The organism is Streptomyces sp. IBSNAI002, assembly GCF_052244475.1.
In the GTDB taxonomy this organism is placed as follows: Bacteria; Actinomycetota; Actinomycetes; order Streptomycetales; family Streptomycetaceae; genus Streptomyces.
The window spans coordinates 115,783-139,924 of sequence record NZ_JBQPXG010000005.1 but is presented as its reverse complement, the minus strand read 5'-3'; the positions used below and the strand labels follow the sequence as shown (position 1 = coordinate 139,924).

At 70.4% G+C, this 24,142-nt stretch carries 20 protein-coding genes and 2 pseudogenes; 10 read left to right on the top strand and 12 right to left on the bottom strand.

Annotation, left to right across the window (positions count from 1 at the left end; translation table 11 throughout):
• Positions 1-396 precede the first annotated feature (396 nt).
• The 3 genes from ACTVZO_RS42470 (at position 397) to ACTVZO_RS42460 (ending at position 4,283) form a co-directional block, all read left to right on the top strand.
• Complete coding sequence (locus tag ACTVZO_RS42470) at positions 397-1,242, top strand: hypothetical protein (protein WP_443303954.1); 846 nt, start codon at positions 397-399, stop codon at positions 1,240-1,242.
• Between the two features lie 233 nt (positions 1,243-1,475).
• Positions 1,476-3,947: an N-6 DNA methylase gene (locus ACTVZO_RS42465; protein WP_443303953.1), complete on the top strand. Its 2,472-nt coding sequence runs from the start codon at positions 1,476-1,478 to the stop codon at positions 3,945-3,947.
• A gap of 63 nt (positions 3,948-4,010) precedes the next feature.
• The gene (locus ACTVZO_RS42460) at positions 4,011-4,283 is read left to right on the top strand and encodes a hypothetical protein (RefSeq protein ID WP_443303952.1); all 273 of its coding nucleotides are present in this window, start codon (positions 4,011-4,013) and stop codon (positions 4,281-4,283) included.
• 75 nt (positions 4,284-4,358) lie between these two features.
• On the opposite strand, the gene ACTVZO_RS42455 is transcribed toward ACTVZO_RS42460, so the two are convergent.
• Entirely contained in the window at positions 4,359-5,516 is a 1,158-nt protein-coding gene (locus ACTVZO_RS42455) for a serine hydrolase domain-containing protein (RefSeq protein WP_443303951.1), read from the bottom strand.
• A 263-nt stretch (positions 5,517-5,779) separates the two neighbouring features.
• Here ACTVZO_RS42455 and ACTVZO_RS42450 point away from each other — a divergent pair, with 263 nt between their 5' ends.
• The gene (locus ACTVZO_RS42450) at positions 5,780-6,853 is read left to right on the top strand and encodes a MarR family transcriptional regulator (protein ID WP_443303950.1); all 1,074 of its coding nucleotides are present in this window, start codon (positions 5,780-5,782) and stop codon (positions 6,851-6,853) included.
• Between the two features lie 18 nt (positions 6,854-6,871).
• On the opposite strand, the gene ACTVZO_RS42445 is transcribed toward ACTVZO_RS42450, so the two are convergent.
• From ACTVZO_RS42445 to ACTVZO_RS42420, 6 genes are all read right to left on the bottom strand, one after another.
• A complete protein-coding gene (locus ACTVZO_RS42445; RefSeq protein WP_443303949.1) occupies positions 6,872-10,300 on the bottom strand; it encodes a DEAD/DEAH box helicase in 3,429 nt (1,142 codons plus the stop codon).
• A gap of 346 nt (positions 10,301-10,646) precedes the next feature.
• The gene (locus ACTVZO_RS42440; RefSeq protein ID WP_443303948.1) at positions 10,647-10,868 is read right to left on the bottom strand and encodes a hypothetical protein; all 222 of its coding nucleotides are present in this window, start codon (positions 10,866-10,868) and stop codon (positions 10,647-10,649) included.
• Between the two features lie 42 nt (positions 10,869-10,910).
• Positions 10,911-11,402, bottom strand: coding sequence for a hypothetical protein (locus ACTVZO_RS42435; protein ID WP_443303947.1), 492 nt, complete (start codon positions 11,400-11,402; stop codon positions 10,911-10,913).
• Positions 11,403-11,679: 277 nt separating this feature from the next.
• The gene (locus ACTVZO_RS42430) at positions 11,680-12,432 is read right to left on the bottom strand and encodes an SDR family NAD(P)-dependent oxidoreductase (RefSeq protein WP_443303946.1); all 753 of its coding nucleotides are present in this window, start codon (positions 12,430-12,432) and stop codon (positions 11,680-11,682) included.
• 43 nt (positions 12,433-12,475) lie between these two features.
• The gene (locus ACTVZO_RS42425) at positions 12,476-13,288 is read right to left on the bottom strand and encodes a transporter substrate-binding domain-containing protein (RefSeq protein WP_443303945.1); all 813 of its coding nucleotides are present in this window, start codon (positions 13,286-13,288) and stop codon (positions 12,476-12,478) included.
• A gap of 119 nt (positions 13,289-13,407) precedes the next feature.
• On the bottom strand, positions 13,408-14,193 hold the full coding sequence (locus ACTVZO_RS42420; RefSeq protein ID WP_443303944.1) for an NUDIX hydrolase: 786 nt from the start codon (positions 14,191-14,193) through the stop codon (positions 13,408-13,410).
• A 426-nt stretch (positions 14,194-14,619) separates the two neighbouring features.
• Here ACTVZO_RS42420 and ACTVZO_RS42415 point away from each other — a divergent pair, with 426 nt between their 5' ends.
• Positions 14,620-14,856, top strand: coding sequence for a hypothetical protein (locus ACTVZO_RS42415; protein WP_443303943.1), 237 nt, complete (start codon positions 14,620-14,622; stop codon positions 14,854-14,856).
• 18 nt (positions 14,857-14,874) lie between these two features.
• Here the strand turns inward: ACTVZO_RS42415 and ACTVZO_RS42410 are convergent, their stop codons facing one another.
• The 3 genes from ACTVZO_RS42410 to ACTVZO_RS42400 form a co-directional block, all read right to left on the bottom strand.
• The gene (locus ACTVZO_RS42410; protein ID WP_443303942.1) at positions 14,875-15,249 is read right to left on the bottom strand and encodes a PIN domain-containing protein; all 375 of its coding nucleotides are present in this window, start codon (positions 15,247-15,249) and stop codon (positions 14,875-14,877) included.
• On the bottom strand, positions 15,246-15,506 hold the full coding sequence (locus tag ACTVZO_RS42405) for a hypothetical protein (RefSeq protein ID WP_443303941.1): 261 nt from the start codon (positions 15,504-15,506) through the stop codon (positions 15,246-15,248). Before ACTVZO_RS42405 ends, ACTVZO_RS42410 begins: the two co-directional genes overlap by 4 nt.
• A 226-nt stretch (positions 15,507-15,732) precedes the next feature.
• Positions 15,733-17,241 (bottom strand): hypothetical protein, encoded by a 1,509-nt coding sequence (locus ACTVZO_RS42400; protein ID WP_443303940.1) that lies wholly within the window; start codon positions 17,239-17,241, stop codon positions 15,733-15,735.
• A 163-nt stretch (positions 17,242-17,404) separates the two neighbouring features.
• Between ACTVZO_RS42400 and ACTVZO_RS42395 the strand changes: the two genes are divergently transcribed.
• The 5 genes and pseudogenes from ACTVZO_RS42395 to ACTVZO_RS42375 form a co-directional block, all read left to right on the top strand.
• The gene (locus tag ACTVZO_RS42395) at positions 17,405-17,626 is read left to right on the top strand and encodes a hypothetical protein (protein ID WP_443303939.1); all 222 of its coding nucleotides are present in this window, start codon (positions 17,405-17,407) and stop codon (positions 17,624-17,626) included.
• 165 nt (positions 17,627-17,791) lie between these two features.
• Complete coding sequence (locus ACTVZO_RS42390) at positions 17,792-18,391, top strand: hypothetical protein (RefSeq protein WP_443303938.1); 600 nt, start codon at positions 17,792-17,794, stop codon at positions 18,389-18,391.
• A gap of 53 nt (positions 18,392-18,444) precedes the next feature.
• Positions 18,445-18,639: pseudogene (locus ACTVZO_RS42385) on the top strand (restriction endonuclease); the annotation flags it as partial.
• A gap of 967 nt (positions 18,640-19,606) precedes the next feature.
• The gene (locus tag ACTVZO_RS42380; protein ID WP_443304051.1) at positions 19,607-20,320 is read left to right on the top strand and encodes a transposase; all 714 of its coding nucleotides are present in this window, start codon (positions 19,607-19,609) and stop codon (positions 20,318-20,320) included.
• Between the two features lie 97 nt (positions 20,321-20,417).
• Positions 20,418-20,549: pseudogene (locus ACTVZO_RS42375) on the top strand (IS5/IS1182 family transposase); the annotation flags it as partial.
• 104 nt (positions 20,550-20,653) lie between these two features.
• On the opposite strand, the gene ACTVZO_RS42370 reads toward ACTVZO_RS42375, so the two are convergent.
• The gene (locus tag ACTVZO_RS42370) at positions 20,654-22,048 is read right to left on the bottom strand and encodes an MFS transporter (protein ID WP_443304050.1); all 1,395 of its coding nucleotides are present in this window, start codon (positions 22,046-22,048) and stop codon (positions 20,654-20,656) included.
• Between the two features lie 516 nt (positions 22,049-22,564).
• Positions 22,565-23,956 (bottom strand): MFS transporter, encoded by a 1,392-nt coding sequence (locus ACTVZO_RS42365; protein WP_443303937.1) that lies wholly within the window; start codon positions 23,954-23,956, stop codon positions 22,565-22,567.
• Positions 23,957-24,142: the final 186 nt, after the last annotated feature.

Genomic DNA, 24,142 nt, shown 5'->3' with positions numbered 1-24,142 from the left:
TACGCCGGTATGGCGCGATTGCCGGTTTCGGGGAAAGCGCTCGAAAGCGCTGCGCCCACTGAATAGAGTTCCAGGTCAGTCAGCCTGCTCCCCGCGCACGCGGGGAGCAGGCTGCGCCCCCCGGTTCACAGCCGGGCCCAGCGGAAGGCTGTTTTCTAGCCTGGCTGCATGACGCGAACACCTCCGAGCGAAGCCGATCGGCTGCTCCTTCAGGTCTGTCGGGAGCGGGGATTCCCGCTGAAGCCCTCTCGGCTCGCCGCGTGGCGGAGGCACGGCCTGGTGCCGGAGCCGGTGCCCCTCTACCTCGGTGGTCGCCGTGGTTCGCGGCGGGTGTACCCGCCCCGGACCGAGGTACAGGTGTTGTGTCTGGCTGCCTGCGACCGGCTCCATCCGCGCATGTCCCCGTCCGATCTCCTCCTCTTGGCCTTCTTCGCGGAGGCTCCGCTGCCCTTCCTGCCTGCCGAGCCCTTGAAGCTGGCGCTGGCCGAGGTGTACTTCGGTTCTCGGGCGGTGTGGCGGGGTGAGCAGCAGGCTGCGTTCGATGCCGTGGCCGCCGAGTGGCGGGACGAGCTGCCTGCCGATTTCAACTGGGCGCAGACCGAGGCCGCGCTGGAAATCCGGCAGGACGACGAGCACGTACGACAGATGCGGGCGAACCTCAAACGGCTCCCGGACCTGGCAGGGGCCACGCGCGAGGAGCTCGACGCGCGCGTGGACGGGGTACTCACGTCCCTCAACCGTGACCGCCTTCCCGAGGAGGACGCGTCGGCCATGGCGGATCTCAAGGCGGCCATGGCCTTCGGCGGGCCGCCCGCCCAGTCGCGCGCCGCATGGATGCACGCGGCGATCTGCCATGCGGAACAGCTGTCGGAGCGGCAGGAGACCAACGCCGAAGAACGGTTCGACGCGCTGATGGGGCTCACGAACGCCGAGCTGCTGCACTTCCGGGAGCTCGTGCTCGAGGACCTCAACGCCATGTACACGGTGGCCTCCGAGGGGAGGCTGCGGCACTACGAGGTCCGCGCACCACGGTCGGCGCGCATGGCGGGAGCGATGCTCGTGGAGTGGAACAGTGTGCGTCGGTCGGTCGAGCCGGGGTCCCGTCCGGCCCAGCGCGCACGGGATGCCCTGTACAGCCTGTGGTCCATCTGCTCGCACGTGGGCGGAGCCGGCGAGGGCCGAGCAGTCTTCGCCGCCCGCACCGCGTGGCGGGCCGGGGCCTTCGGCCGGCACGACGCATAGGTTTGTTCGGCGTTAAGCCCCTTGCTTGGGTGGAGAGTCCGCATCGGTAGGAATGTGGCTTTCATCGTGGATACACCCCGGCCATATGGCGATCGGTGCGGCGTGCGCGGATGGCAAGGCAGTCGAAGTTGTCCTGTGAGTACTTCCAGTACTCACAGGACACAACACCCACCCGCCCCGTACTTTCGTCACAACGAACCGCCCGCCGGGCGTACTTCAACGGGAGCAGCAGCATGGGGAACAGCCACAGCCACAGCCACACGCCGCAGTACACCGACGACCCGCAGATCACCCGCGCACGGATCGCGGAGCTGGCCGACGTGACGCGTCCGACCGTGACCCTGTGGGAGCGGCGGTCTCCGGACTTTCCCGCGCCCCGGAAGGCGGGAGGGACCGCGTACTTCCGCCAGTCGGACGTCCTGCGCTGGCTCGAGGGCCGAAGGGTCCCCCTCCACTTGCGCAGGCCGGGGGAGGGGGACGAGGCGACGTACGGCCACCGTGCCCGAGCCTCACTGGCCCCTGCCGAGACCGAAGTCCGCCAGCTCGTCCTCGAAGCCGCCGAGTTCCCGGACCGGCCGCCGACGCCGGCGGAGCAGTCGGCGGGCGGATCCGCGAACCGGCACCTGGTGCACGAGCTCATGGGCCCGCTCGCCGATCAGGCGCGAGGCCCCGGCTCGATGGTGAACTACCTGCACCTGCTCCTCGGCCTCCACTTCCTGCGGACCGCGTCCGGCGCGCGCTGGACCGAGGTACGGGCCAGGGCGGCGGCGATCGACGCCGCCGGGGGATCGGGCAGCGAGCTGCTCGAACACATCGGCCGCGAGGTGGACGCCGAGGTCAAGCGCCTTGGCATGTTGCCGCACTTCACGGACTCGCTGACCGACCTGATCCCGCGGAACGTAGGAGTCATCGCCGAGATCATGAGGCTGGTGGCCAAGCTCGACGGGAACGCCTTCGAGCTGATCATCGAGGAGTACGAGGCGCACGGGCGGCTGCGCAGCCGTGAGTTCTTCACGCCGAAGGGCGTGGTGCACCTGATGGCCGGCCTGGCCGGCCTGGCAGGCTTCGCGGACGGCCCGGACGGGCAAGCGCCCCGGACCGCTTACGATCCGTACGTCCGCGGCGGCGAGTGCCTCGTCGAGGCGTTCGCGTTCACCGAGGGTCTCCGCAGGCAGCACCCCGACCGCGAACCGCTCAAGGTGTTCGGCCAGACCACCGTCTCCGCCGCCGGGCTCCTCGCGTCCCTGAACCTGGCCCTGCACGGTGTCCGGGCCGGAGTGCGCCTGGAGCGCAGGGAGCCGTGGGCCGGCGGCCCGGAAACGGCCGGACGGGCCGACCTCGTCCTCACCAACCCACCCTTCAACATGAACAACTCCGCGGGCGAGGCCCGCCGGACGGGGGAGTGGCCCTACGGCCCGCCGCCGCTGGACAACGACAACTTCGCCTACGTCCAGCACGTACTGACCGCCCTGCGGGAAGGCGGGCGGGCCGCGATGGTCATGCCCACCAAGGCCGGCAACTCGGACAGCGCCGCCGAGACCGCCATCCGCAAGGCCATGGTGAAGGCGGGGGTCGTGGAATGCGTGATCGCGCTGCCGGCCAGGCTGTTCAGCGGCACCGCCGTGCCCGTGTCCGTGTGGCTGCTGCGCCACCCGGGTGAACCGTGCGAGCAGGTGCTCTTCCTCGACGCGCGCCGGCTCGGCACCCGAAAGGGGCCGCGGTCCGTTCTCGAGGAGGCCGCGGTTCGTGCCCTCCTCGACACGTACCGGTCGCACGCCGCCTCGCGGCAGAGCCGCGAACCAGATCGCGCCCCCCACTCAGCGGGGGTTGATCAAGGAAGCGTTCCGAGCGCCGCGCTGGTGAGCCGCGAGGCCCTTCTCGACGACGCAGTCTGCTCGCTCAACCCCGCGGACCACGTACCCCTGGCGGGGAGCGACGGCGACCACCGGCCGGCGGAACAGGCCGGACCCCGGCCGGAGGCGACGGAAGCGCGGGCCTGGGACGAAGTGGCGTCGCTGCGGGCGCGCAGCGCGGAGGCGGACGAGCACGCGGCCGCCTTGCGCGGACGAGCCAGGCCGGAGGAGGAGGGGAGCGGAGCCGACTGGCGCACGGCGGACCTTGCCGCGCTGTGCGAGATCAAGGCGGGCCCGTCGTTCTCGCAGCTGGGAAAGAAGGACCGCAGCCCCGCCGGGGACGTACCGGTGGTGTTCCCCCGGCATCTACGGGGAGGACGCATCACGGATACGGGGGAGGAGCGCATCTCCTGGCAGCTGGCCCGCCGACTCGCCCACTTCACGCTCGAACCCGGGGACATCCTCTGCGTACGGGCCGGCAAGACGGCCCCGCCGGCGATCGTACGGGCCGACCAGGCCGGCTGGCTGCCGAGCGCGAACCTGACCCGCCTGCGCGTACGCAAGGACGCCGGAGTCGATCCGGCCTACCTCCTCGCCTGGCTGAGCCGCCCCGACGTACTCGCCTGGGTCGAGGAGCGGTCGGCGGCCACCGCGGCGTCCTCGATCAGCACCGGCACCCTCGGCCGCCTGGACGTACGGCTGCCCCCGCTGCCCGAGCAACGCCGGACGGCCGAGCTGCTGGCGGGCTTGGAGGAACAGGCCCTGGCCCATCGGGAACTGGCCGCGGCCGTCACCCGAGCGCGCGATCTGCTGGTGGAACGGGTGATGAACCCGACGCCGATATCACCCTGACCTCCCCTGCCCCTCCTGCCCCACGCCTTCTTCGTTCTGCCGCATCCTTCGAAAGGAACCGACGTGCCCGTCTCCGAAGACCCCACCGCGACTCCACCCGCGACCACCAACGCGACCGACGCGCACGCGGGGCGCCCCCAGCCCGTCTGGGCGCTCTGGCTGCTGAGCATCTTCCTCTTCTCGCTGGTCGTCGCCCTGTCCGCCGGCCTGATGGAAAGCCTCGCGGGGGCAGACCTCCCGACGGTCGTCCGCTCCGGCGGCACCGGCTTCGCCACCGCGGTGGCCTTGTGCCTGGCAGCCGTGCCGGCGGTCCGGGAACTACGGAAGCGGCGATAGCCACGCCCCGGCGAAAGGATGTCGGGCCGTCGCTCCGAGCTCCACCGCGTACGCGCCTACGCGGTTTCGTTCGGATCACGGTTCGGCTCGGAGGGCGATGACGTCAGCGAAACCGCCTGGTCGCCGCGTGCGCTGCCCGGGTCGGCACCGCGGCTGAACTCGGCCTCCAGGAGGTCGGTGAAGATACTGATGGGGTCCTCCCAAGGTCCTGTCGCCCAGCCGGCGTTGACGTTCACCGCGAGCAGGTGCGTGCCCTCGCGCGGGCCGTAGACATACGACCACGAGCCGAAGAGCGCGCCGCCCATGCCCCACAGCGCGGTGCCGGGGGGGCAGGGTCAGGCGGGAAACTCCGAGACCGTAGGTGGCACCCGGAAGCCAGCTCGCCGTCGGGACCATGGTGAACATCTCGCGCTGTGGCTCCGGCGGGAGAAGGCGCCCTCCGAGCAGTGCCGAGAGGAATCGGTTGAGGTCGGCGACGGTGGAGATCATGCCGCCCGCAGCCCAGCACGGACTCGTCTCCAGTTCCGTGACGTCGTGGACCGTGGCGTCCGGGTCGGGGGAGAACAGTCTGGTGTAGTGGCTTGCATGAGGCTCGGGGAGCAGCGGGTCGGCGCCGAGCGGCAGGGATGTTCCCGTCAGGCCGAGCGGTCGGGCGAGACGGTCGGTGATCTCATCGGCGAGCCTCCGGCCGGTCACCTGCTCGACGATCATCCCGGCGAGCACGTAGTTGGTGTTGGAGTACGCCCAGCCCGTTCCCGCCGGGAAGCCGGCGGGATGCGACATGGCGATCTCCACGAGTTCCCCGGGCGTGTAGCTCTTCTGCCTGCTCAGTGCCGGCTGGTCACTGGTGTGGCTGAAGACTCCGCTGGTGTGGTTGAGGAGCTGTCGGACAGTGATCGTGCTGCCGTCGTGACCATTCCCGGTGACCGCGCCCGGCAGCCGTCGCTCCACCGTGTCCTCCAGGGCCAGTCGGCCTTCGGCCACCAGCTGCAGGACCACGGTGGCGGTGAAGGTCTCGGTGATGCTGCCGATCCGGAACCGGTCCTCGTGCCCACGCGCACGACGAGTCCGTGTGTCGCCGACCCCCGCCGTACCGAACCACTGCCCGCCGCCGTCACGGACCTGATCGAGGATTCCCGGCACTCCCCCTTCCCCCACCGCCTGGTCGAGCACACGCCGGACGGCGTAGTGGTTCCTGCGGGTGACGCGCGCTGCGGGCGTGCCATCTTCCATGTGACCCCCCGGTTCCAGGTTTTCGAGATGCCTGAAAGCTATGCCGCACACCCGTCCGCCGAAGCGGCACGAGCCTTGGAATCGGCGGGAATCGGGGAGATTCCCGGATCTTGTAGCGTTGCCGGTGACGGGTAACGCAACGCAACGCACCGGAGCCGGTCACGTCGGGCCGGCTCGCGGTACCCGAGCGGGGGGCGGAGATAGGCGGCGGGAGACTCACCGCGGAGGACCGCAGGGACATCGAGGCGGGACTGGCCGAGGACTTGCCGTACGCCGCGATCGCCCGGCGACTGGGGCGACCGACCTCGACCGTCAGCAGGGAGGTTGCCCGCCACGGCGGGCCGGGCGGCTACCGCGCCGAACACGCCGACCGGGCCAGTTCCTGGCAGCGGCGCAACCGGCCGCCACCGCCCGCGACACCACCGGCCACCGACGCCGAGGCCACGCACGGGCGGGCCCCCGACGCCGTCCACGCCTACACGGACAACCTCGCGACCACGATGACCGCGGCCGGACTGCCCCGCACGGCCGCCAGGGTGCTGGCCTGCCTGGTGACCACCCCCTCCGGTGCGCGGACCGCCGCGGAACTCGCCCAACGGCTGGGGGTCAGCCCGGCCTCGGTGTCCAAGGCCGTGGGATACCTCGGAGGGCTCGAGGTCCTCACACGCACCTACGAGCCGGGCCGTCGCCGTGCACACCACGTCATCGACGACGACGTGTGGCTCCGCCTCTGGCTGAGCAGCGCCCGGAAGCACGCTGCTTGGGCCGACACCGCCCGAGCGGGTGCCGACCTGTTCGGCCCCGGCACTCCGGCAGGAGCACGACTCGAGGCAATGCGGCAGTTCTTCGCCGGAGTCCACCGGGACATGACCGGCCCGTCGGCCGCCACGGCCCTCGACGACGCGATGACCGTACTCACCGCCCTCCTCCACGCGGCCCGGCCCCTCGCCACCAGCGAACTCGCCACCGCCCTCGGCTGGCCACAGGCACGCGTCGCCACCGCCGTGCGAGCCGCCGAGCACCGGCCGGAGGCCTGCGGACCACTGACGCTCCAGCGCACCCCCTCCGGCGCACACCTGGTCACAGCCCAGCCGGCAGACTCACTCCGGCCCGGCGCACGGCTCTCGCCCAGCCTCCGGGGCAACACACTTAGGGCTCCGCCGACTGCGTGGACGGCACCTGTGCCCATATTCCGCTACGGCTCTGATGCCGGTTCCGGTGAAAGCGCGCAAGAACAAGCCCTCCGCCGCGTAGAGTGCCAGCTCAGACAGCCTGCTCCCCGCGCATGCGGGGATGACCCCAAGACGACCGAGGACATCGTCCAGTACCAGTCCTGACCCCCGCCGCCGCGGGGATCAAGCCCCCGTCGGCCCCGGCCCCGCCGGAGGGGTCGCCGCCGGGGCCCAGGTGTGGGCCGGCAGGGAGTCCGCCAGGGTGGTGAAGAAGCGCTGGTCGCGCCACGCGTCGCGGTTGCCGATGACGAACAGGCGGCGTTGGGCGCGGCTGACCGCGACGTTGAGGAGGTTCGGGCGGGACGCCGCCCAGGCGCGGGCGCCCGGGCGGCGCGGGTCGGTGCCCAGGACCAGGATGACGACGTCCGCCTCCTTGCCCTGGGTCGTGTGCACCGTACCGACCCGCTCGGTCGGCATCAGGTCCCGGCACGCCCGCTTCGCACCGGCCACGACCTGCCGGAACGGGCTGATCACGAAGACGTCCTGGGCGAGGTCGACGCCGCCCTCGTCGCGCAGGCGTTCCAGTACGCGCCGCAGCGCCCGGCCCTCCTCCGGGATCCAGTGCCCGTCCGCCTGCGACGACACGACGTCCACCCAGCTGCTGGAGGGCCGGTAGACGTACGGATCGCGGGCGCCCGCGCCGATGCCCTGCACCATCAGGCCGTCGTACGCGATGGCGTTGCTGATGGAGAACATCGGGTCGTCGCAGCGCCGGTGGACCCGTAGCGGGGCGCCGACCCACACCTCGTGGCGGCCGTCGGGCAGTTCGGCGGGCAGCAGCGTTCCGTAGCGGTTGGCGCGGTCGGCGAGCTGCTGAACCGACGTGCGCCCCGGCGCCCACTCCTCCGCGGCGCCGAAATCCTCGCGCAGCGCCCGCTGGGCCGTCCACGGCAGGACGACCACCGGTTCCAGTTGCAGCGGGTCGCCGACGACGACCGTACGGCGGGCTCGCCAGATTCCGCCCGCCGCCATCTGCGGGGTCGCCTGCCCGGCCTCGTCGACGAACAGCCACCCCAGTGCCTCAGGACCGAGCCGTCCGAAGACCCGGTCGAGCGAGGCGAAGGTGGTGGAGACGACGGGGACGACCAGGAACAGGCTCTGCCACGCCGCCCGCAGGTGCGCCTCGGGCACCGTCTTCGGCACCGCGCCGGCGACCGCGTCCATGGCGGCCATCAGGTTGGCGTACATGGTGCGGGCCGTGCACCGCAGGAACGCCCGGTGCAGCTCGAGGGCCGCGAGGAACAGCTCCGTACGGGCCTTCGTGATCTCCGGGTCGGACCACGGCGCGGCCAGCTCGCGGGCCCGGTCGTCGTCCGTCAGCCAGGAGTCCTGCGGTACGAAGCCCTCCCACCGGGCACGGGCCGCCGCGAGCGTGCGCGTGCTGTCCTCGAGGACGGCGCGGGCCTGTTCGAGGGCTTCCCGGCCCCGGCGCAGGCGGTCCGCGGCCGCGCCGACCGTCGCCCGTACGCCGTCCCGTTGCGCCTGCGCCGCGTCCCGAGCCCGACGGGCGCCGGCGACCAGCTCGGCGGCCTGCGACTCCTCCGCGTGCCAGTCGCGGGCCGCTCGGCCGAGGGTGAAGAGGCTGACCGTGAACCCGGGGCGGCGGGCCAGGTGTGACTGGTGGCCGTGTTCGGCCTGCTCGAGGGTCCGTTGGGCGGAGTCCATTGCGGCGTCCGCGGGCACCAGGGTCTGCCGTACTCGCTCCAGCTCCGCCGCGTCCCGCTCCACGCGGGCACGGCGGCTGTGCTGTGCCTCGTACGCGTGCGGGAGCGCGATGTGTGCCTCGGCCGCCGGGGTCCGCTCGGCGCGCAGGCGTTCGACCTCGGCGAGAGCGGCCTCGAAGCGCTGCCTGGCCTCGCGCCACACGCCGGTCTGCGGGGTGTCGCGCCACTGCCGCAGGAGGTGGGCCAGTCCGTTGCCGCTGTCGATCCAGGCGTTGCGGGCACGGCGGTCGCGGGCGTCCGACTGGGAGGGGAGGGCCGGCGGCGGGGGCGGGGTTGAGGCTGAGCCGGAGGTGTCGGTCCGGCGGTACTTGCCGTGCCAGAAGCGGTTGACGAACTCCAGGCGGTTCTTCTTGCTGCCCAGGCGCGCGGCGACCGCGCCCCACGCGGGATCGCCCTTCAGGAGCCGGGTGGCCTGCTCGGCGAAGTAGTCGGCGTCCTCGCGCCACTGCTCGCCGAGCGCGGCGCGGGCGGGGATCTCGGTGGAGATGTTCTCGACCGCGCCGTTGTTCGCGGAGGCTACGACCATCTCGAAGCCGGTGAACTCCGGGCGCAGCGGGGTGACCGTACGGGTGTAGTCGCCGCTCTTCCAGACGTACGGGCCGCCTTGCTCGGCGAAGGCCTGGGACGGCAGGCGCAGCGCGGCCAGGCGCTGGGCCCGCTCGACGACGGCCGCGGCGAAGCAGTCGCGCAGCATGGTGGTCTTGCCGGTGCCGGGCGGGCCGTTGACGGCGAAGATCCCGGCGCCGGGGGAGAGCTCGGTGTGGACGGCGTTGACGGCGAACTGCTGGCTCAGCGCGAGCGGGTGCGCGGCGTCGGCCGGCCACCGGCCCAGCGGAGTACGGGCGGGTACGACTCCGGCCAGCGCGAAGGCGGGGTTGGCGCGCACGTCGACCCGGAGGGACGCGTTGAAGTCGGCCTCGGGGGTGAGGTAGGCGGCGAGAGCCGGACCGGGGTCCTGCCGGGCGAGCGCGCGGGCGACCCGGTCGAGGTCGGCCGCGATGAAACTGTTGAGGAAGTCCTGCTGGTCGGCGGCGGCGGCGTCGCCGGCCCGGTCCAGTCGGACGGGAGTGCTGCGCACGCGGACGTCGGCGGGGTCGAGTGCGACGGAGACGCCCCAGGCGCGGGCCAGCTCGCCGGTGAACTCGAGCAGGTGCTTGGCGCCGACCACGCCGGTCCCGACGGGGGACTCGTCGTCGCTGCCGTCGCCTGCCTCCCTGCTTGCGGCATCGCCCGACGCGAGCTCCGCATCGGGACCGCCCGGTCCGCCCGGTCCGCCCGGTCCGCCGGGTCCGCCGGGTCCGCCGGGTTCACCGAGATCACGCGCTCGTACGCCCCAGTCTTCGGCCTCCTCCTCGAACCCGTCGAGCCACCCGCGGCTGCCGGGGCCGGGGGACACGGCGCGGCCGGTGGCCCAGGCGCAGGAGGAGAAGACGGGGGAGTCGAGCAGGAGACGCCCTTCGTTCGTGACGGTGAGGGCGAACAGCGCGCTCTCGCCGTCCATCCGGCCGTCGTGGTCCTCCTCGCTCTCCCCGAAGACGCGGAGCAGGGTGTCGCGCACGGCGCTGAGGGCGTAGGTGCCGCCGTACACGACGTGCTGCCAGCCGTAGCCGGACTCGAGACGGACGGACCGCAGGGGGTGGCCGTCCTCCCACGGCAGCGGCTGGTCCAGACGGACGGCATGAACCCGCTCCCGGGCGGACAGCGGCGGCACCTTCTGCGGACTGAACAGCTCGACGGCCCGCCAATACCCCACGACCCCGCTCCGCCGCCGCCGCTCGTCCCCCGCTCCGCCGCCCATGGTCCACTCCCCGCCCTCGATGATCGTCACGAGCACCTTATGGCGGTGGGATGGGGCGGGTCAGGCGGTTACGGAGTGGGGCAGATGGCCGCGGTATGACCTGGCCGGCGCGGTCTGAGTCGTGTTGGTCTTCCCGGTGGTGCAGCCACGGCGGAATTGCCGGTTTCGGTGAAAGTGCTCGCGAACACGCGTCGACCCGCCTAAAGTCCCAGTTCACGAAGCCTGCTCCCCGCGCACGCGGGGATGCCCCCGACCCCAAGGGCCCGCACGGAACAACGAGGAACTGCTCCCCGCGCACGCGGGGATGACCCCGAGATCGCTCGTGGTGACCTCAAGCGGGGCCGCTGCTCCCCGCGCATGCGGGGATCGGGGGTTGTCAGATGTGGTTCGGGAGCCATGGCTTCCGAACCGTCGTGGCGCGGATCAGGCGGGTGACGGCTTCGGGGCATGTGGCGGTGACGCCGGCGAGGCGGGCGGAGGCCGGGGTGCGGTCCACCGCGCCCGTCGGCAGGTCCGGGCTGGAGAACACCGCCTTCTTCCATGCCGGCGGCACCAGCTTCTGGTCGACCTCGCGGGGCAGCAGCGGCTTCGCCTTCACCTTCGGGCGGGGTCAGCGCGGGCGGCCGCTTCACCGTCTCCATCACCCGCCGCCCGCCGGAGGCCGCCCCGAGCGCGCTCGACTCGCCGAGCAGGGACTGAAACGGCCGCACCGTGTTGTACCGGCCGGCCAGCTGACGGTGCACCTCCGCCTCCGCCTCCTCGTCCCGGGCGGCAGCAGCTCGTCCAACGGCCGCACCGCGGCCTCGACCTCGGCCCGCGGTCCAACCTCCTCCTCCAGGGCCGGGAACATCGCCGCCGCGTCCAGGTCAGCGCCCGTCTCGGCGATCAGGTCCGACTGCCCGGACCACAGCCGCAGTGCCGCCCGCACCGTCCGCGACGCCTTCGCCCGGCGGGGACGGGAGGCCAGCCACTCCTGGTCGGTGGCCCGCTTCGCCACACTGAGCAGCTTCACCTGCATCAGCAGCTCGGTGCGGCGCGGCTCCGGAGTGCGCTCCAGGATCGGCGCGTTCGGCCCCAACCCGCCCCGGGCCAGCGTCGCCAGCCGGTTCGGCGGCACCAGGTCGACCTTCACCCGGCCCAACCTGAGCGCCGAGATCTCCTCCGGGCGACTTGGCGGGTCCCCTTGATCATCGGAGCTCCGGTGCATGCCTCAATGACGGCACTGAAGGTTCGTCACATCCCTGTGACCAGCAGGTTCTCCGGTCCGTCACGACTATGAATCAGCCCTGCATTGCGCTTATCCCCGGCAACGTAGTGTTCGGTGCTGGCCAGCGCCAGGGCGGCTCGCCGGGCCAGTCGGCGCAGCAGCGCGCACGTGAACGATCGAGGGGTTGTCCCGTGTCCGCTGTTCAGGTGGCGGTGTACCCGCCGTCGATCACGAGTTCGGCGCCCGTGACGTATCGAGCCTCGTCCGACGCGAGGTAGAGCACGCCGTTGGCCACGTCCTGAGGTGATCCACGACGCCCCATGGGTGTGGCATCGATCCAGCGTCGTGAACTGTCCGCAGCATTGCCGAACGTGTTGTCGGACAGTGAACTGCTCATTGGGGTTTCAATCGACCCTGGGTGCACGGAATTCACGCGGATTCCATGCTTGGCATAGGTAACCGCGTCCGCTTTGCTCATGAGCCGCACAGCGCCTTTCGTCGCATGGTAGAGGGGAATCTGGGAGCCGCCGACCAGACCGTTCACCGAAGACATATTCACGATGCTTCCGCTTCCGCTGCGGAGCATATGTGGCACGGCATGTTTCGTGCACAGCCACACGCCTCTGACATTGACCGCGAAGAGGTTGTCGAACTCCTCCTCGGTCGCCTCGTGTGAGGGCTTCACGGGGCCGGTGATTCCAGCACTGTTGACCAGGATGTCAAGCGAACCAAACTCCCTGACGATCTCGTCGAATCCCCTCGCCACTGCACTTCCGTCGGTGATATCAAGGCGCAGATAGCGATGCGGAAATTCTTCGTGGTGTCCCCAGTCGATTTCGCTGTCGTCTACGACATCGACTGCGGTGACCGAGGCGCCCTCCGCCAGAAGCATCCGGCAGATCTCTCGGCCGATTCCGCCGGCTCCGCCGGTGACGACTGCGACCTTGCCTTCCACCCTGCCCACTGTTCGCTCCTTGCGGTAGATATTGCGCGAACCCTTACGCTGACGGTGTGCCGATCCAGCGGTCGTAGGCTCGCTGGAAGGTGCCGTTTTCCAAGGCGCCTGCCAGCCACTTGTCGGCCTTGCGGGTCAACTTGCTGCCCTGGGGGAGCATGTAGGCCTTCTCCACGGTGGTAAAGGGTTTGTCGGGGTGGACCGCGACAAGGCCGGGGTGCTGGGTGGCCTGGTACTTCGCCTCGATGGAATCGGTGATCATGACATCGGCATGGCCTTGGAGGATTTGATCGAAGATGGTGTTGTTGTCCGGCCAGGTGATCACTGTGGCGTTCGGGAGGTACTGCTTGACGAAATCGGCGTTGGTGCCGCCGGGGTTGACGATGACTCGGACGTCCTTGTTGTCGATTTGCTGGACGGTCTGGAAGCGGGCGGCATTCGCGGTGGTGGTGATGGGTGCCTTGCCGTCCACGAGGTACGGCTGGGTGAAGTCGGCCTGCTGTTGGCGCTGCGGCGTGATGGAGATGCCACCCGCGGCGATGTCGCACTTGCCGGGTGTGGCGATGTCGTTCACCAGGGTGGGCCAGGACGTGGGCACGAACACTGGGCGTACGTTCAGGTAGTGGGCGAACTCGCGGGCCATGTCGATATCGATCCCGCTGTACCGCCCAGTCGAAGAATCGCGATACGTGAGCGGCTTGTAGTCGCCGGTGGTGCATACCCTGAGCGTCTTCGCCGTCACCGCCGGGCTCTTCTGGACCGCGGCGGAGGCCGGCGCGGTAGCGGCGAACAGCGGCGCCGCCACGGCGGCGCAGGCCACCAGACCCAGCGTGATCTTCCGTGGGCTGGCGAACATACTCCTGGACCTTTCACAATCCGACTGCTGCCCTCCCAGCCTATGCGCCGGACGATCAGGAGGTTGTCGTCCGATGGGGGGGACCGGCGGGGCATGGAGCCGATACGTCCGGCTCGTGCTCATCCCTTCCCCCGTTTGGAGGGCCGGCCGGGTGTCACTGCCCCTGAGTGCCGGGCGGCGAGAAGCGGCAGGAAGTCCGCGCTGGGGCCGCCGAGACCGTGCACGTCGGCCGCCGTCCGGATGAAGGCGATCCGGTCCAGCTCCGGGGTGCGGCCGTGCGCGGTCTCGGCGGCGACCAGTAGCGCGTACTGGACTTCGAGCGCGTCCGCGGGGCAGGCCGGCGCCCGGAAGTGGAGGCCGACGTTGCCCTTGTCCCCCCGCGTCACCGACCACAGCTCCAGCTCCTCCGTCCTGACGTCGCGGCCGACCTCCTCGGCCAGCTCGCGGGCGGCGTGCCGGGCGAGCGCTTCCATGTCCAGGACTGCCCCGGCGGCGGGCGGTTCGATGGTCCCGCCGGGCAGCTGCCAGCGGCCGGGCGCCGCGGTGGCCCAGGCCATGCGGCCGATCAGCAGTCGGTTGTCGTCGGTGGGCTGGGCGACGGTCACGAAGACGCTGGGCGCCGGTACGGCGTGCTCGGGGTCCAGGCGCAGGGCGAAGCGGCGGTACGTGGCCCGGTACCAGGTCAGGACCAGCGTGTGCGGGTCTTTCTGCTCCAGCCCCGCGCAGACTACCGCGGGGCCGTCGAACAGACCCGGGCGGGAGGCGGTCAGCTCCTCCCACACGCGGTTCGTGGCGGCGGTCTGCTCGACGGTCAGGAGGGGCGGGACGGTCTCCACCAGCTCCAGCCGGTGGACGTCGGCGTCGAGGACTTCGACGGCGGGGGCGTGGGGCGGCTGTTCGGACAACGGGCCTCCTGGGCGTCGGAAGCTGTCGGGAGAGGGGGTCGGGGCCCGGCCGCGTTGAGGCTGGAGGGGGCCTTGACCACTCACTCGGTGCCCCTGCCCTCGGATCGGGCGAAGACGGCGTTCGCGTACGAGATCCGGGTGAGATCCTCGTATATACCCGATGAACTGGATGACCCCCGCCCCGTTCTCCAAGGGGTCGCAGACGCGGACGCCCTCGGCGACCCAAGCGGCGAGGGCCTGCTTCTGCCGGGGGCGGGCGGGCGGTACGGGGCACAGGGCTCCTCCGGTCCTTGCGGTTCGTCCGGCTTCGGTCCGGCGGGAGTCCGGCGGGTGCTTGCGTTCAGTGAAACGGCGGTCACGCGGTGCCGGTGCGTGAACGGGCCGGAGACCCGTTCACGTCGTTCAAGACGGCTGCAGGGGCAGAAGGTGGCGGAGAGCCGGACATCGAACGACCGGCTGGCGGCCGTCATCGCGGAGGGTGGAGTCACGTACTACGCGCTCGCGCGGGAGATCCGTAGCGTGGCGGCCGAGGCCGAGGAGACCCTCGCCACCGCCCCGTCGACCATCGCCTACTGCGTCGCGGGAGGGACACCGAGCGGTCGAACCCGCTCGTACATCGCCACGGGCGGGCCACAGGATGCGCCCGAGCTGCGAACACGGTGAACGTCCCCGGTCACGGCACTAGGTCGGGTCGAGGGGGTGGATGCCGGTGCCCTCGTACGCCTCGGGGGTCAGGGAGAGGACCGTGACGGGCTCACCGGTCTTGGCGGCCTGCCACGCGATCGCCGCCGGGTGGGTGACCGCCCAGTCGCTGGCGGGCCAGGAGCTGGCGTCCAACGCGTGGGCGGTCGTAAAGGGCACGGCTTCGGCGAAGCGCAGCCGGGCGGCATGAGTGCCGGCCCCGGGAGTCGCGCGTTCGGCGGCGAGCACGGACAGCGCCGGGATCAGGACGCGGCCGGTGCCCCGGGAGGATTCGATGTAGAGGCCGGTGAAGAAGGGGTCGGCCCGGTAGAGGGCGACCAGGGCGGTGTGGTCGAAGACGGCCGTCAGGCTCACGCTGCGGCGCCGTCCTGGTGGGTGCGGATCTTGTCCCAGGCGGACTGCCCGGCCTGCTGGAGGTCCTCGGTGTACTCCAGCCCGAGCTCCGCCGCGGCCAGGTGGGCGCGCTGCTCCTGCTCCGACCGGGTCAGCCTGCTCTGCGCGAGTTCTTCCAAGAGCTCGGTGATGGTCGTGCCGCGCTCTTGCGCGAGGAGGCGCAGCCGGTCGCGCGTCGCCTCGGTCGCCTTGATGCTCGTTGGCTTGCTGCTGCTCATACCCCGGATTCTACCACCGGTAGAATCCGGGTCGGGATGTTGTGGCGCTCTTCCAGGACCGGTACGAATCCGCTCCTCAGCGGCGGTCAGCGCCTTCCTTGCCGGACACGGCTCAGCCCTCGTACTGCGCCCGCAGCGCGACCTTGCGGGCATCGCGGAACACGTTCTCCGGGTAGACGCTGTGGCACGAGGCGGACGAAGGTCGGTCTGGGGTGGCACACCCGCATCACTGCACCGTGAGGCTTGCCTGCGCGTGCTTGTAGAGCAGCCCGTCGAACAGCTGCACCGTGTTCGTCCGCTCCTGGGCCGAGCCGTAGGTATCCACCATCTCGGTACCCTTGATCTGCTCCAGCAGATGCTGCGCCTTGACCACATCAGCCGAGATGACGTGGTCGAGGAAGCGCCGGAGGAACTCACGCATACCGCGGACCTGTACCTGCTCCCACATGTAGCGAGCGGCGTGGAAGAGAAGCATGTCATCGAGCCGTACAGCAGCTTCCCGCAGGATGACGTCCTGGGCCCGGGTGTCTTCGCTTTCCTGCACCGTGCGCCAGAAGCCGTCCGGCACCACGAGGCGGTCCCGGTCGAAGTATGAGCCGATGACCGTCCTCACCCAGGGGGCGTGGTCTCGCTGCGCAAGGATCAGGAGCAGGTCGCCGCATCCCTGGTCGGCGACATCAAGGTACTTGAGCTCGCCGGTGGCGTTCGCCCAGGCTTCCTTGGTGGCGTCGGGGTCCTGGGCCAGGACTTCGAAGAGGTGGGCGCGTTCCTCGGCGGTTCGCCATCCGTGCATCCAGGCGCCGATCATGTCATCCCACCCTCGGACCCGAAGCGGGCCGGACTGGACGCGCCATCGGGCGTGGAGTTCGAGGACTTCGTTCAGAGAACGGTTCTCACCGAGGTGGCGAAGGAGCCGGCACGCGATGTGGTCTTGTGATTCCGGCCGGTCGAGGTCCTCCTCGCACAGCTCCTCGACCAGCGTCGCCGCACAGCCGAGAGGCAGTGCGCGAGCGGAGTCCCGGACAAGGAGCTCGGCCTCGCGTACCCGGCCGAGCGCGATCAGCCTGCGCCTCAAGAGCACGATGTCGCCGGCCGAGAGGTTCATGGCGGCGCTCATGAGCAGCTTGTCGGCGCCCCATCCGCGGCTGCCGCTCCAGGACCTTTCCAAGACGGCCTGAAGGTCCTCCAGGGACGGCCCGGGAGGTCGGGGGGCGTGCTTCGCCATGTCCACCAGGCGCTGCTCCAGGACGCGGATCCGGTCTTGTCGCTCTGCCGAGGACCGACGCTCCGCCTCCAGCGCCTCGGTGACCTGGCCCAGATCTTCGGACAGTTCCCGAAGCTGATGTCGTGATCGTGCCACCTCCAGCTCGAGGGTGTCGGACTGGCTGCGCAGCTGGGACGTCTCCGCCAGGGAGCGATCACGGCTTCGGCGCAGCTTCTCGGCCGAAGCCCTGCGGGGGAGGTTGAGCTCGTCGGCGACCTTGGCGAGGAGCTCGGTCGCATGCTCGCGCACCTCGTCGGGCACGCGCCCCAGGGGGCCGCGGTCCGCGGCGCCGATCAGGTCGTCCAGCCGTTCACGGGTGATCAGCTGATGCACGTTAATGATCTTGGATAGTCGCCCCGCGCTGATACCGAGGCGGCGCGCGTACTGGTTCTGGGCGAGCCCACTGCGCTTCAGAAGATCGCGGAGCACGTCCCTGAACTCGTCCGCTGCGGTCCTCGCTTCTTCGCCCACCCACCCACTATCCCTGGGGTGTTGCCCCTATGGGGCAACAATTGCGATCTTCAGGCACCGGCATGGGCGCGTGCACGATCGGAGTCCACCAGCCCGGGGGCTCCACCGGGCCGCTCGTCACCTTCACCAGGCCGCAGAACCCCGGCCGAGATCCAGGAGACCCATGCCGACCCGCCCTGATGCCCAGCCCCCTCGAGAACCCGACGCCCGCCTGTTCCTTCTGCTGCTGGGCATCGCGGTGATGCTGATCGTCGTCGGTGGAGCGATGTACCTCAGCCACCAGCACCCGCAGCTCGTCGATCCGCTGCTGGTCGGCAGCGCTGTCGCCGCAGTGCTCGTCGCTGTCGTCGCCATCATCATCAAGGGCGGCCCCGGGCGCGGCTAAAGGAACAGAAGGAGCGGCGGCCCCGAACCAGAGCGCAAGTCCTGGTTCGGGGCCGCCGCCCACCCATCAGGAGCATCGCGTGGTGAGCGCCGGGCTCGCCTCGGCAGTACTCCTGCCGAGGAACCCGCCACGAGCGGAGCGCGGCGCCGGGGCCATCATGGGGGCATGAGCAGTCATCAGTCTCTTGTCCTCGCCGCGGCGCAGGCGGCCGGTCCCTGCCCGGTGGGGGAGGAGTCCGCCTGGCAGACGCGGGTGCGGGCGCTGTCCGTCGACCTGTTCGTGCTGGGCGATGTCGTGGCCCGGGACGTTCAGCGGCTGTCCGCGGCGACCCGGTTCCCCGCGACCCTGCTCGCGGTCACCGTGGAGGAGTCGAGCACGCGCGGTGTCCTGCTGCTGCGCAACGTCTCGGGCGAACTCGAGCCGGCCATCCGTACCGACCGTGGCGACACGGACGCCGGGGCGGCGATGATCGCGCGGGCGCAAGCGCTGGTGGGGAGGCGGGTGCTGGTCTACAAGGAGATGGAGGCGCTGGCATCGAATCCGATGCACAAGGCGCGCGTGGTGGTGCACCTGATGGATCTGGGGCCCGAGACGGACGCGATCGGGGAGGACGAGGCCAAGGGCTACGTCCTCCAGGCCGCCGACGGCGACAAGGAGCTGGCCCTGCGCACCTGGCAGCTGGCCTCTCTCCCGGAACGCGGACCGGTGACCGCGGTCCAGCTGGAGAGTGCCCTTGCCGCTCTGCGCATGACGGATCCTGGCTGAGCACCTGTCGCACCGAGACCTTCTCTGAGACCTGAGCGCGGGACGTCTTCCACGTGCTGAACGGCACCGGCCGACAGGTCCACCACGGTGACGTGCTGGTCATGCCGACCAACGGCCGGATCACGGGCAACGCTGTGGACTTCGCCAAGGACCAGCGCCTGCACATGGTGGACCGCCACCTGCTCGCCGAGTGGGCGGCGGGTTCACGGCCGTTGCGGGAACTGCAGCGCGCGGTGCCTCTGCCGTAGAGCAGCTCGCCCCTGTCCTAGAGGGGCGGGGCTTCGTTCATCTGGTGGGACAGCCCGTTCAGGAGAGCCGATGGGCTCGGCCCGGACTGGTGCCAGCCCCAACCGATGTGGCCGTCACGAACGCGCATCAAGCTGCGCGAGGCGCTTGCCGAGCAGGCCAAGCTGTCGGGGGAGGAGGACCGACCGGCTCGCTCTGCCGTATGACTTCCCTGCAGGTGCTCGCGGACGCGGGTCTCACGGACGGGGCGGTGGAAACACTGCTGCACGGACGACCGGCATGACCCGGCTGGGCCGCCGCCGCCAACGCCGGGGCGACGGTCCGGCTCCTGCGCGGCCATGGGCTTTCGCGGCTGTGGGAGGGCTCGTACTCCTGCTTCCGCCAGTTCGCCCCGAAGGTACGCGAGGTGCTGCTGTTGCACGGCGAGGCCGTGGCCAGGCGCAGGGGCCCTCGGTGGCGGACCTGGTCTACCAGCGGGTCTCGACTGGGCCGGCAGTCGGCAAGCGTCACAGCCCCGCCGCGACGAGGCTCGGATCGAGGACCACGCCGCTTTCGAGAGGGAGGCTGGCACCTCCAGCGCCTCCACCGGCTCCAGGCGCGAGCTGCCTGCTCCGCGCGCACGCGGGGGTCGCGGGTCGTCAGACGCCGAACGACCAGCCAGCGGCCGTCACTGCGGAGGCTGGAGGCACGTACTACGCGCTCGCGCGGGAGATCCGTAGCGGTGGCGGCCGAGGCCTGGCGAGATCCTCGCCATCGCCCCGTCGGCCATCGCCTACTGGACTTCGCGCAGCCACCTGGGTGGCCGGCGGGCCCTGGCCTCAGACCGAAGATCGTCTCTCCTGGCCCCCTTCACGGGCCGCCTAGCTGCCTAAAGGTTGTTGCAGAAGGCTCGGTGCTGGGCATCTCTCCTGTGTGGGTGGGGTGTTGCGGGCTGAGTCGGTGTGGGTGGAGACGTTCACGGGCTTGCGGATGGATCGGTTCGCGAAGCTGGTGAAAGTGGTGAAGGAGCGGGGCGGGAACGGTCCCGGTGGGGGCCGTCCGTGGTGCCTGCCGCTGGCGGACCGGGTCCTGTTAGTGGCCGTGTACTACCGCACCAACCTCACGATGCGGCAGCTCGCCCCGCTCTTCGGGATCTCCCCGGCCACCGTCTGCCGGGTCATCCACCGCCTGCGGCCGCTCCTGGCGCTCGAGCCCGCACCGCGGCCCGTCGCCGACGTGGACCGGCTGTGGATCGTGGACGGCACCCTCGTCCCGGTCCGCGACCGGAAAGTGGGCGCCTCCTCGAGGAACTACCGGTTCTCGGCGAATGTGCAGGTCATCATCGACGCCGACACACGCCTGGTCATCGCCTCCGCCCGGCCGGCGCCGGGCAACAAGGCCGACGCCCACGTCTGGCGGGAGTCGGACCTGCCAGCCGCCGCGGCCGGGACGACGGTCATCGCGGACGGCGCCTACCTCGGCACCGGACTGATCGTCCCGCACCGCAGACGAGCCGGACGCCCCCTTCTGCGCGGCCAGGAGGAAGACAACGCCGAACACCGAAGGGTCCGCGCCCGCGTCGAGCACACCTTCGCCCGCATGAAGAACTGGAAGATCCTGCGCGACTGCCGCCAGAAGAGCGACGGCCTCCACCACGCCGTCCAAGCCGTCGCCACCATGCACAACCTCGCCATGGCCCGGTGAAACAACAGGTCAGAAGCCACTTCGACCTGCCGAAGCCCGGCCTTCTGCAACAACCTTTAGCGCGTGTCTCTTTGATGGGTTGATCAGTTGATCGGATGTGCCCGTCCGATTAGTGATTACCAATGTCGTGTTGTGGGACCGGGTCGCGCCGCTGATGCCGGCCGATCCGGTCCGCGGTCGGCGGTGGTCCGACCGCCGCCGCACCCTTGAGGCCATCGCCTGGAAGTACGGGCGGCCACCCGCAGCAGCTTCGCCCAGTCGAGCGACCGAGACCACAAGCACATCAGACAATTGCGGTAACAGACTGACCAGCTGTTGCCGGTGTGGCGGTGCTCACCGCCTGCTCATGTGCGCAGCGGCTCGGGCCGCCGTGGCCGCCGCCCAAGTGCCCGTCCCGACAATGGCCAGTGCGATGGCGGCGATTCCGCACCCGGTAATGATCCACCATGCAGCCCTGGAAGCCGTGGTGAAATGTGCCGCCGAGTCGGACCGGTGCCAGCCGGAAGCGAGAACAGCGCCGACTACCGCGGTCCCCAGCGCGAAGCCGACACGTCGGGAGGTCACTTGGATGGCCGAGGCGAGACCGGCCTGCTCCTTCGGCATGCCGGCAATCGCGATGAGGGTCGTGGGCGGGTTGGCCATGCCCATGGCTACTCCGAAGAGGACGAAACCGATGAGGAGCAGGGCGGGATGGGTTTCGGCGTGCGCGAGGGCGAAGTCCAGGCCGCCCAGCGTGGTTGCCCATCCGGCCGTCACCAGCGACGGCCGGGCCCCGTAGCGGCCGGTCAGCCATCCTGACAGTGGTGCGCACAACACCACCATCCCTGCCATCGGCAGCATCCAGATCCCGGCACGGAGAGCAGAGAACCCCTTGATGTCGTCCAAATACAGCGTGGACACGAACAGAACCCCTGCGAACGCCCCGTAGATGGCGCAACCGATGCCCGCGGCACAGGTGAACGGAGCGCTGCCGAACAGTCGGAGGTCCACCATCGGCTCGACCTGTCGCCGCTCCCACGTCACGAACGCAGCCAACGAAGCCGCCGACGCAGCAAGACACAAGAGGATGGGCACGGATCCCCATCCGAGCTGCGGAGCCTCGATGATCGCGAAGATGAGCGGTCCGAGCAGTGCGATCACCAGGAGCTGACCGAAGACATCCAAGGAGCGTGGCCTGCCGGCATGGAGGTCGGGCACGCACGCAGCGGTGAGGACCATGACGAGGGCACCTGCGGGAAGGTTGATCCAGAAGATTCCGCGCCAGCCCACGGCCGCCACGAGCAGGCCACCGAAGAGCGGACCGAGCGCGAGACCCAGGCCGTACAGGCTACTGAATACTCCTACTGCGCGACTGCGCTGCGCCTCGTTTTCGAAAGTATGGGCAACGATGGACATACCGATCGGCAGGATTCCTGCGGCCCCGACAGCCTGTAGAACGCGAAAGACGATCAGTAGTTCGGCATTGGGTGCGAGACAGCACAGCACGGAGGCCACCGTGAAGACGGCCATGCCGATGAAGAACGATCTCCGGTAGCCCAGCCGGTCCCCGGCGGCTCCGGCCAGCAGGAGCAGCACGGCCATGACCAGTGCGTAGGAGGCCATTACCCACTGCAGGCCGTTCACCCCCACACCCAAGTCGCTGCCAATGGCGGGCAGCGCCACTGTGACGGCGGTGATGTCCAAGCCGATCAGCATGGCGGCACCGGAGGCAGTCAGGACAATCAGCATGCGCCGCACGATCGACACTCCTTGAACTCGTTCAGAGGGGGCTCTGACCGGGAAATGTCACGGGTGGCGATGGTCACGATCACCCGGGCGCCACCACATGACCGCCCGCCGCCACCGCCCCGAAATGAGCATCCGCTTCACCATCTGGAGCCGCATCATCGGCAGCGCCGGCTTGCTCGCCTCCATCTGAACCACGACCCGGCCTGGCCCCGACACAGGTGCTGTCACGTTATCGGGGGCGTGAGTGCCTGAGGGTGCGTCAGGGCATGCCGGGGCTGGGGTTGCCTGTGGTTCACGCTGTGGCGGGTATGCCGACGGCGCCGGTGACGTGTTTCCGGACCGCCGGTGCCACCGGCACGCCCACCATGGCCTGAACCGAGGGCCAGGCCGGGCCCCGTACGCCCTGACGCACCCTCAGTCATCCGCACCACCGACAACGTGACAGCACCCGACAGCCGGCAGCCCCACGGCCCCCACCCCAACCGCAGCTTGACATCCATGGGGGCATCAAGGCGCTCACCTCCTGGCCTGCGCCGGATTTCCGGGGCCCTCACGCCGACGACGTACGGCCAGGCCAGCACCCGACACCGCAAGGCTGGCCGCCCCGCCGATGCGCAGCACCGCTTCGTACACCTCGTCCGGCCCCCGCTGCGGGGTCATTGCCGTGAGGGCGGCCGCCACCGCGGCGAGACCGATCGCCCCCAGCGTGATCATGCATGTCAGGAGCACCCCGGACGCCTCGCCCGCCCGGGCGGCCGGTACGACCTGCTGCGTCGCAACGCTGGAGTAGGTGTAGCCGAGACCCAGCCCGAGGCCGCACCACGCGAACACCGGCACGTACAGCCACCAGGCCGTGGTGTAACTGAGCGTGATCATGCCCGTGCCGGCGAGCGCGCCCGCCATCGCCATCACCGTCGTTGGCCGCATGTGCTGGCCGAGCCGGGCGCCCAGCGGACCGCTCAGAGCCGTGAGCAGCGCCGGAGCCAGGAAAACGATGCCCGCGCTCAGTGGTGACAGCCCGCGTACGCCCTGCAGGTAAAGCGTGCTGAGGAAGACCGTGACGGCGAAGCACATGTTGGAGACCGAGCCCATCACGGTCACCAGGACGTAGGGGGTATTGCGGAACAGGTGCAGGTCGACGAGCGGATGCCGGGCGTGGCGCTCCCTCAGCAGGAAGAGCCAGCCCGACAGCGCCGAGACCGCGAACAGCGTGAGGGTGCGGGGGCTGGCCCAGCCCCAGGCGCTGCCGCGTTCCACTGCCAGGGTGAGTGCCGCGACCGCGCAGACGATCGTGCCGCAGCCGAGCAGGTCGAGCTGGCGGGGCGCGGAGACGTCACGCGAGTCGGGGACGTACAGGGCGGCGATGAGGAACGCCACTGCGGCGAGCGGCGCCAGCAGCCAGAAGATCCAGCGCCAGCCGGGTCCCTCGGTGAAACCCCCGCCGATGAAGGGTCCCAGAGCTGTCCCGATGTTGGCGATTCCGAACACAGCGCCCAGAGCACGGGCCCGGGTCTCGTCTGGGAAGGTGTTGCTGACGACCGCGACAGAGACCGGGAAGACGAGAGCCGCACCGACACCCTGCACGACCCGCGCCGCCACCAACGGCCACAGGTCCGGCGCCAGCCCACACCAGACAGAGCCGGCTGCGAACAGCGCCGTCCCCGCGAGCAGGGTGCCGCGCCGTCCGAAAACGTCCCCCAGCCTCCCGCCGATGATGAAGTAGCAGCCCAGCGCGATCATGTACGCGGAAAGGGTCCACTGGGCAGCCGATTCCGTGATGGCGAACTCGTCCGCGATCCCTGGGATGGCCAGGTTGAGGGCGAAGAAATCGACCTGGATGCAGAACAGCGCCACCGAAACCGCCGCGAAGGACCCCCTCCGCGCGGCCGACGCTGACCGTGCACGCATGGGCACGCTCCTCTTCAGGCGCCTCCGGCGCGCCGCCGGACAACAGGACGAGCGAACAGGCGCCCCGCGCCGCAGGGGCCGCTGCCCGGCCTGGGCGCGGCTGTAAGTCTCCCCCTTGCGACAGCCTCAGACCGGATACGGGCCACTCTCGGCGGGTCGCCCCTACAAGGTCCGGGCCGTGCCCGA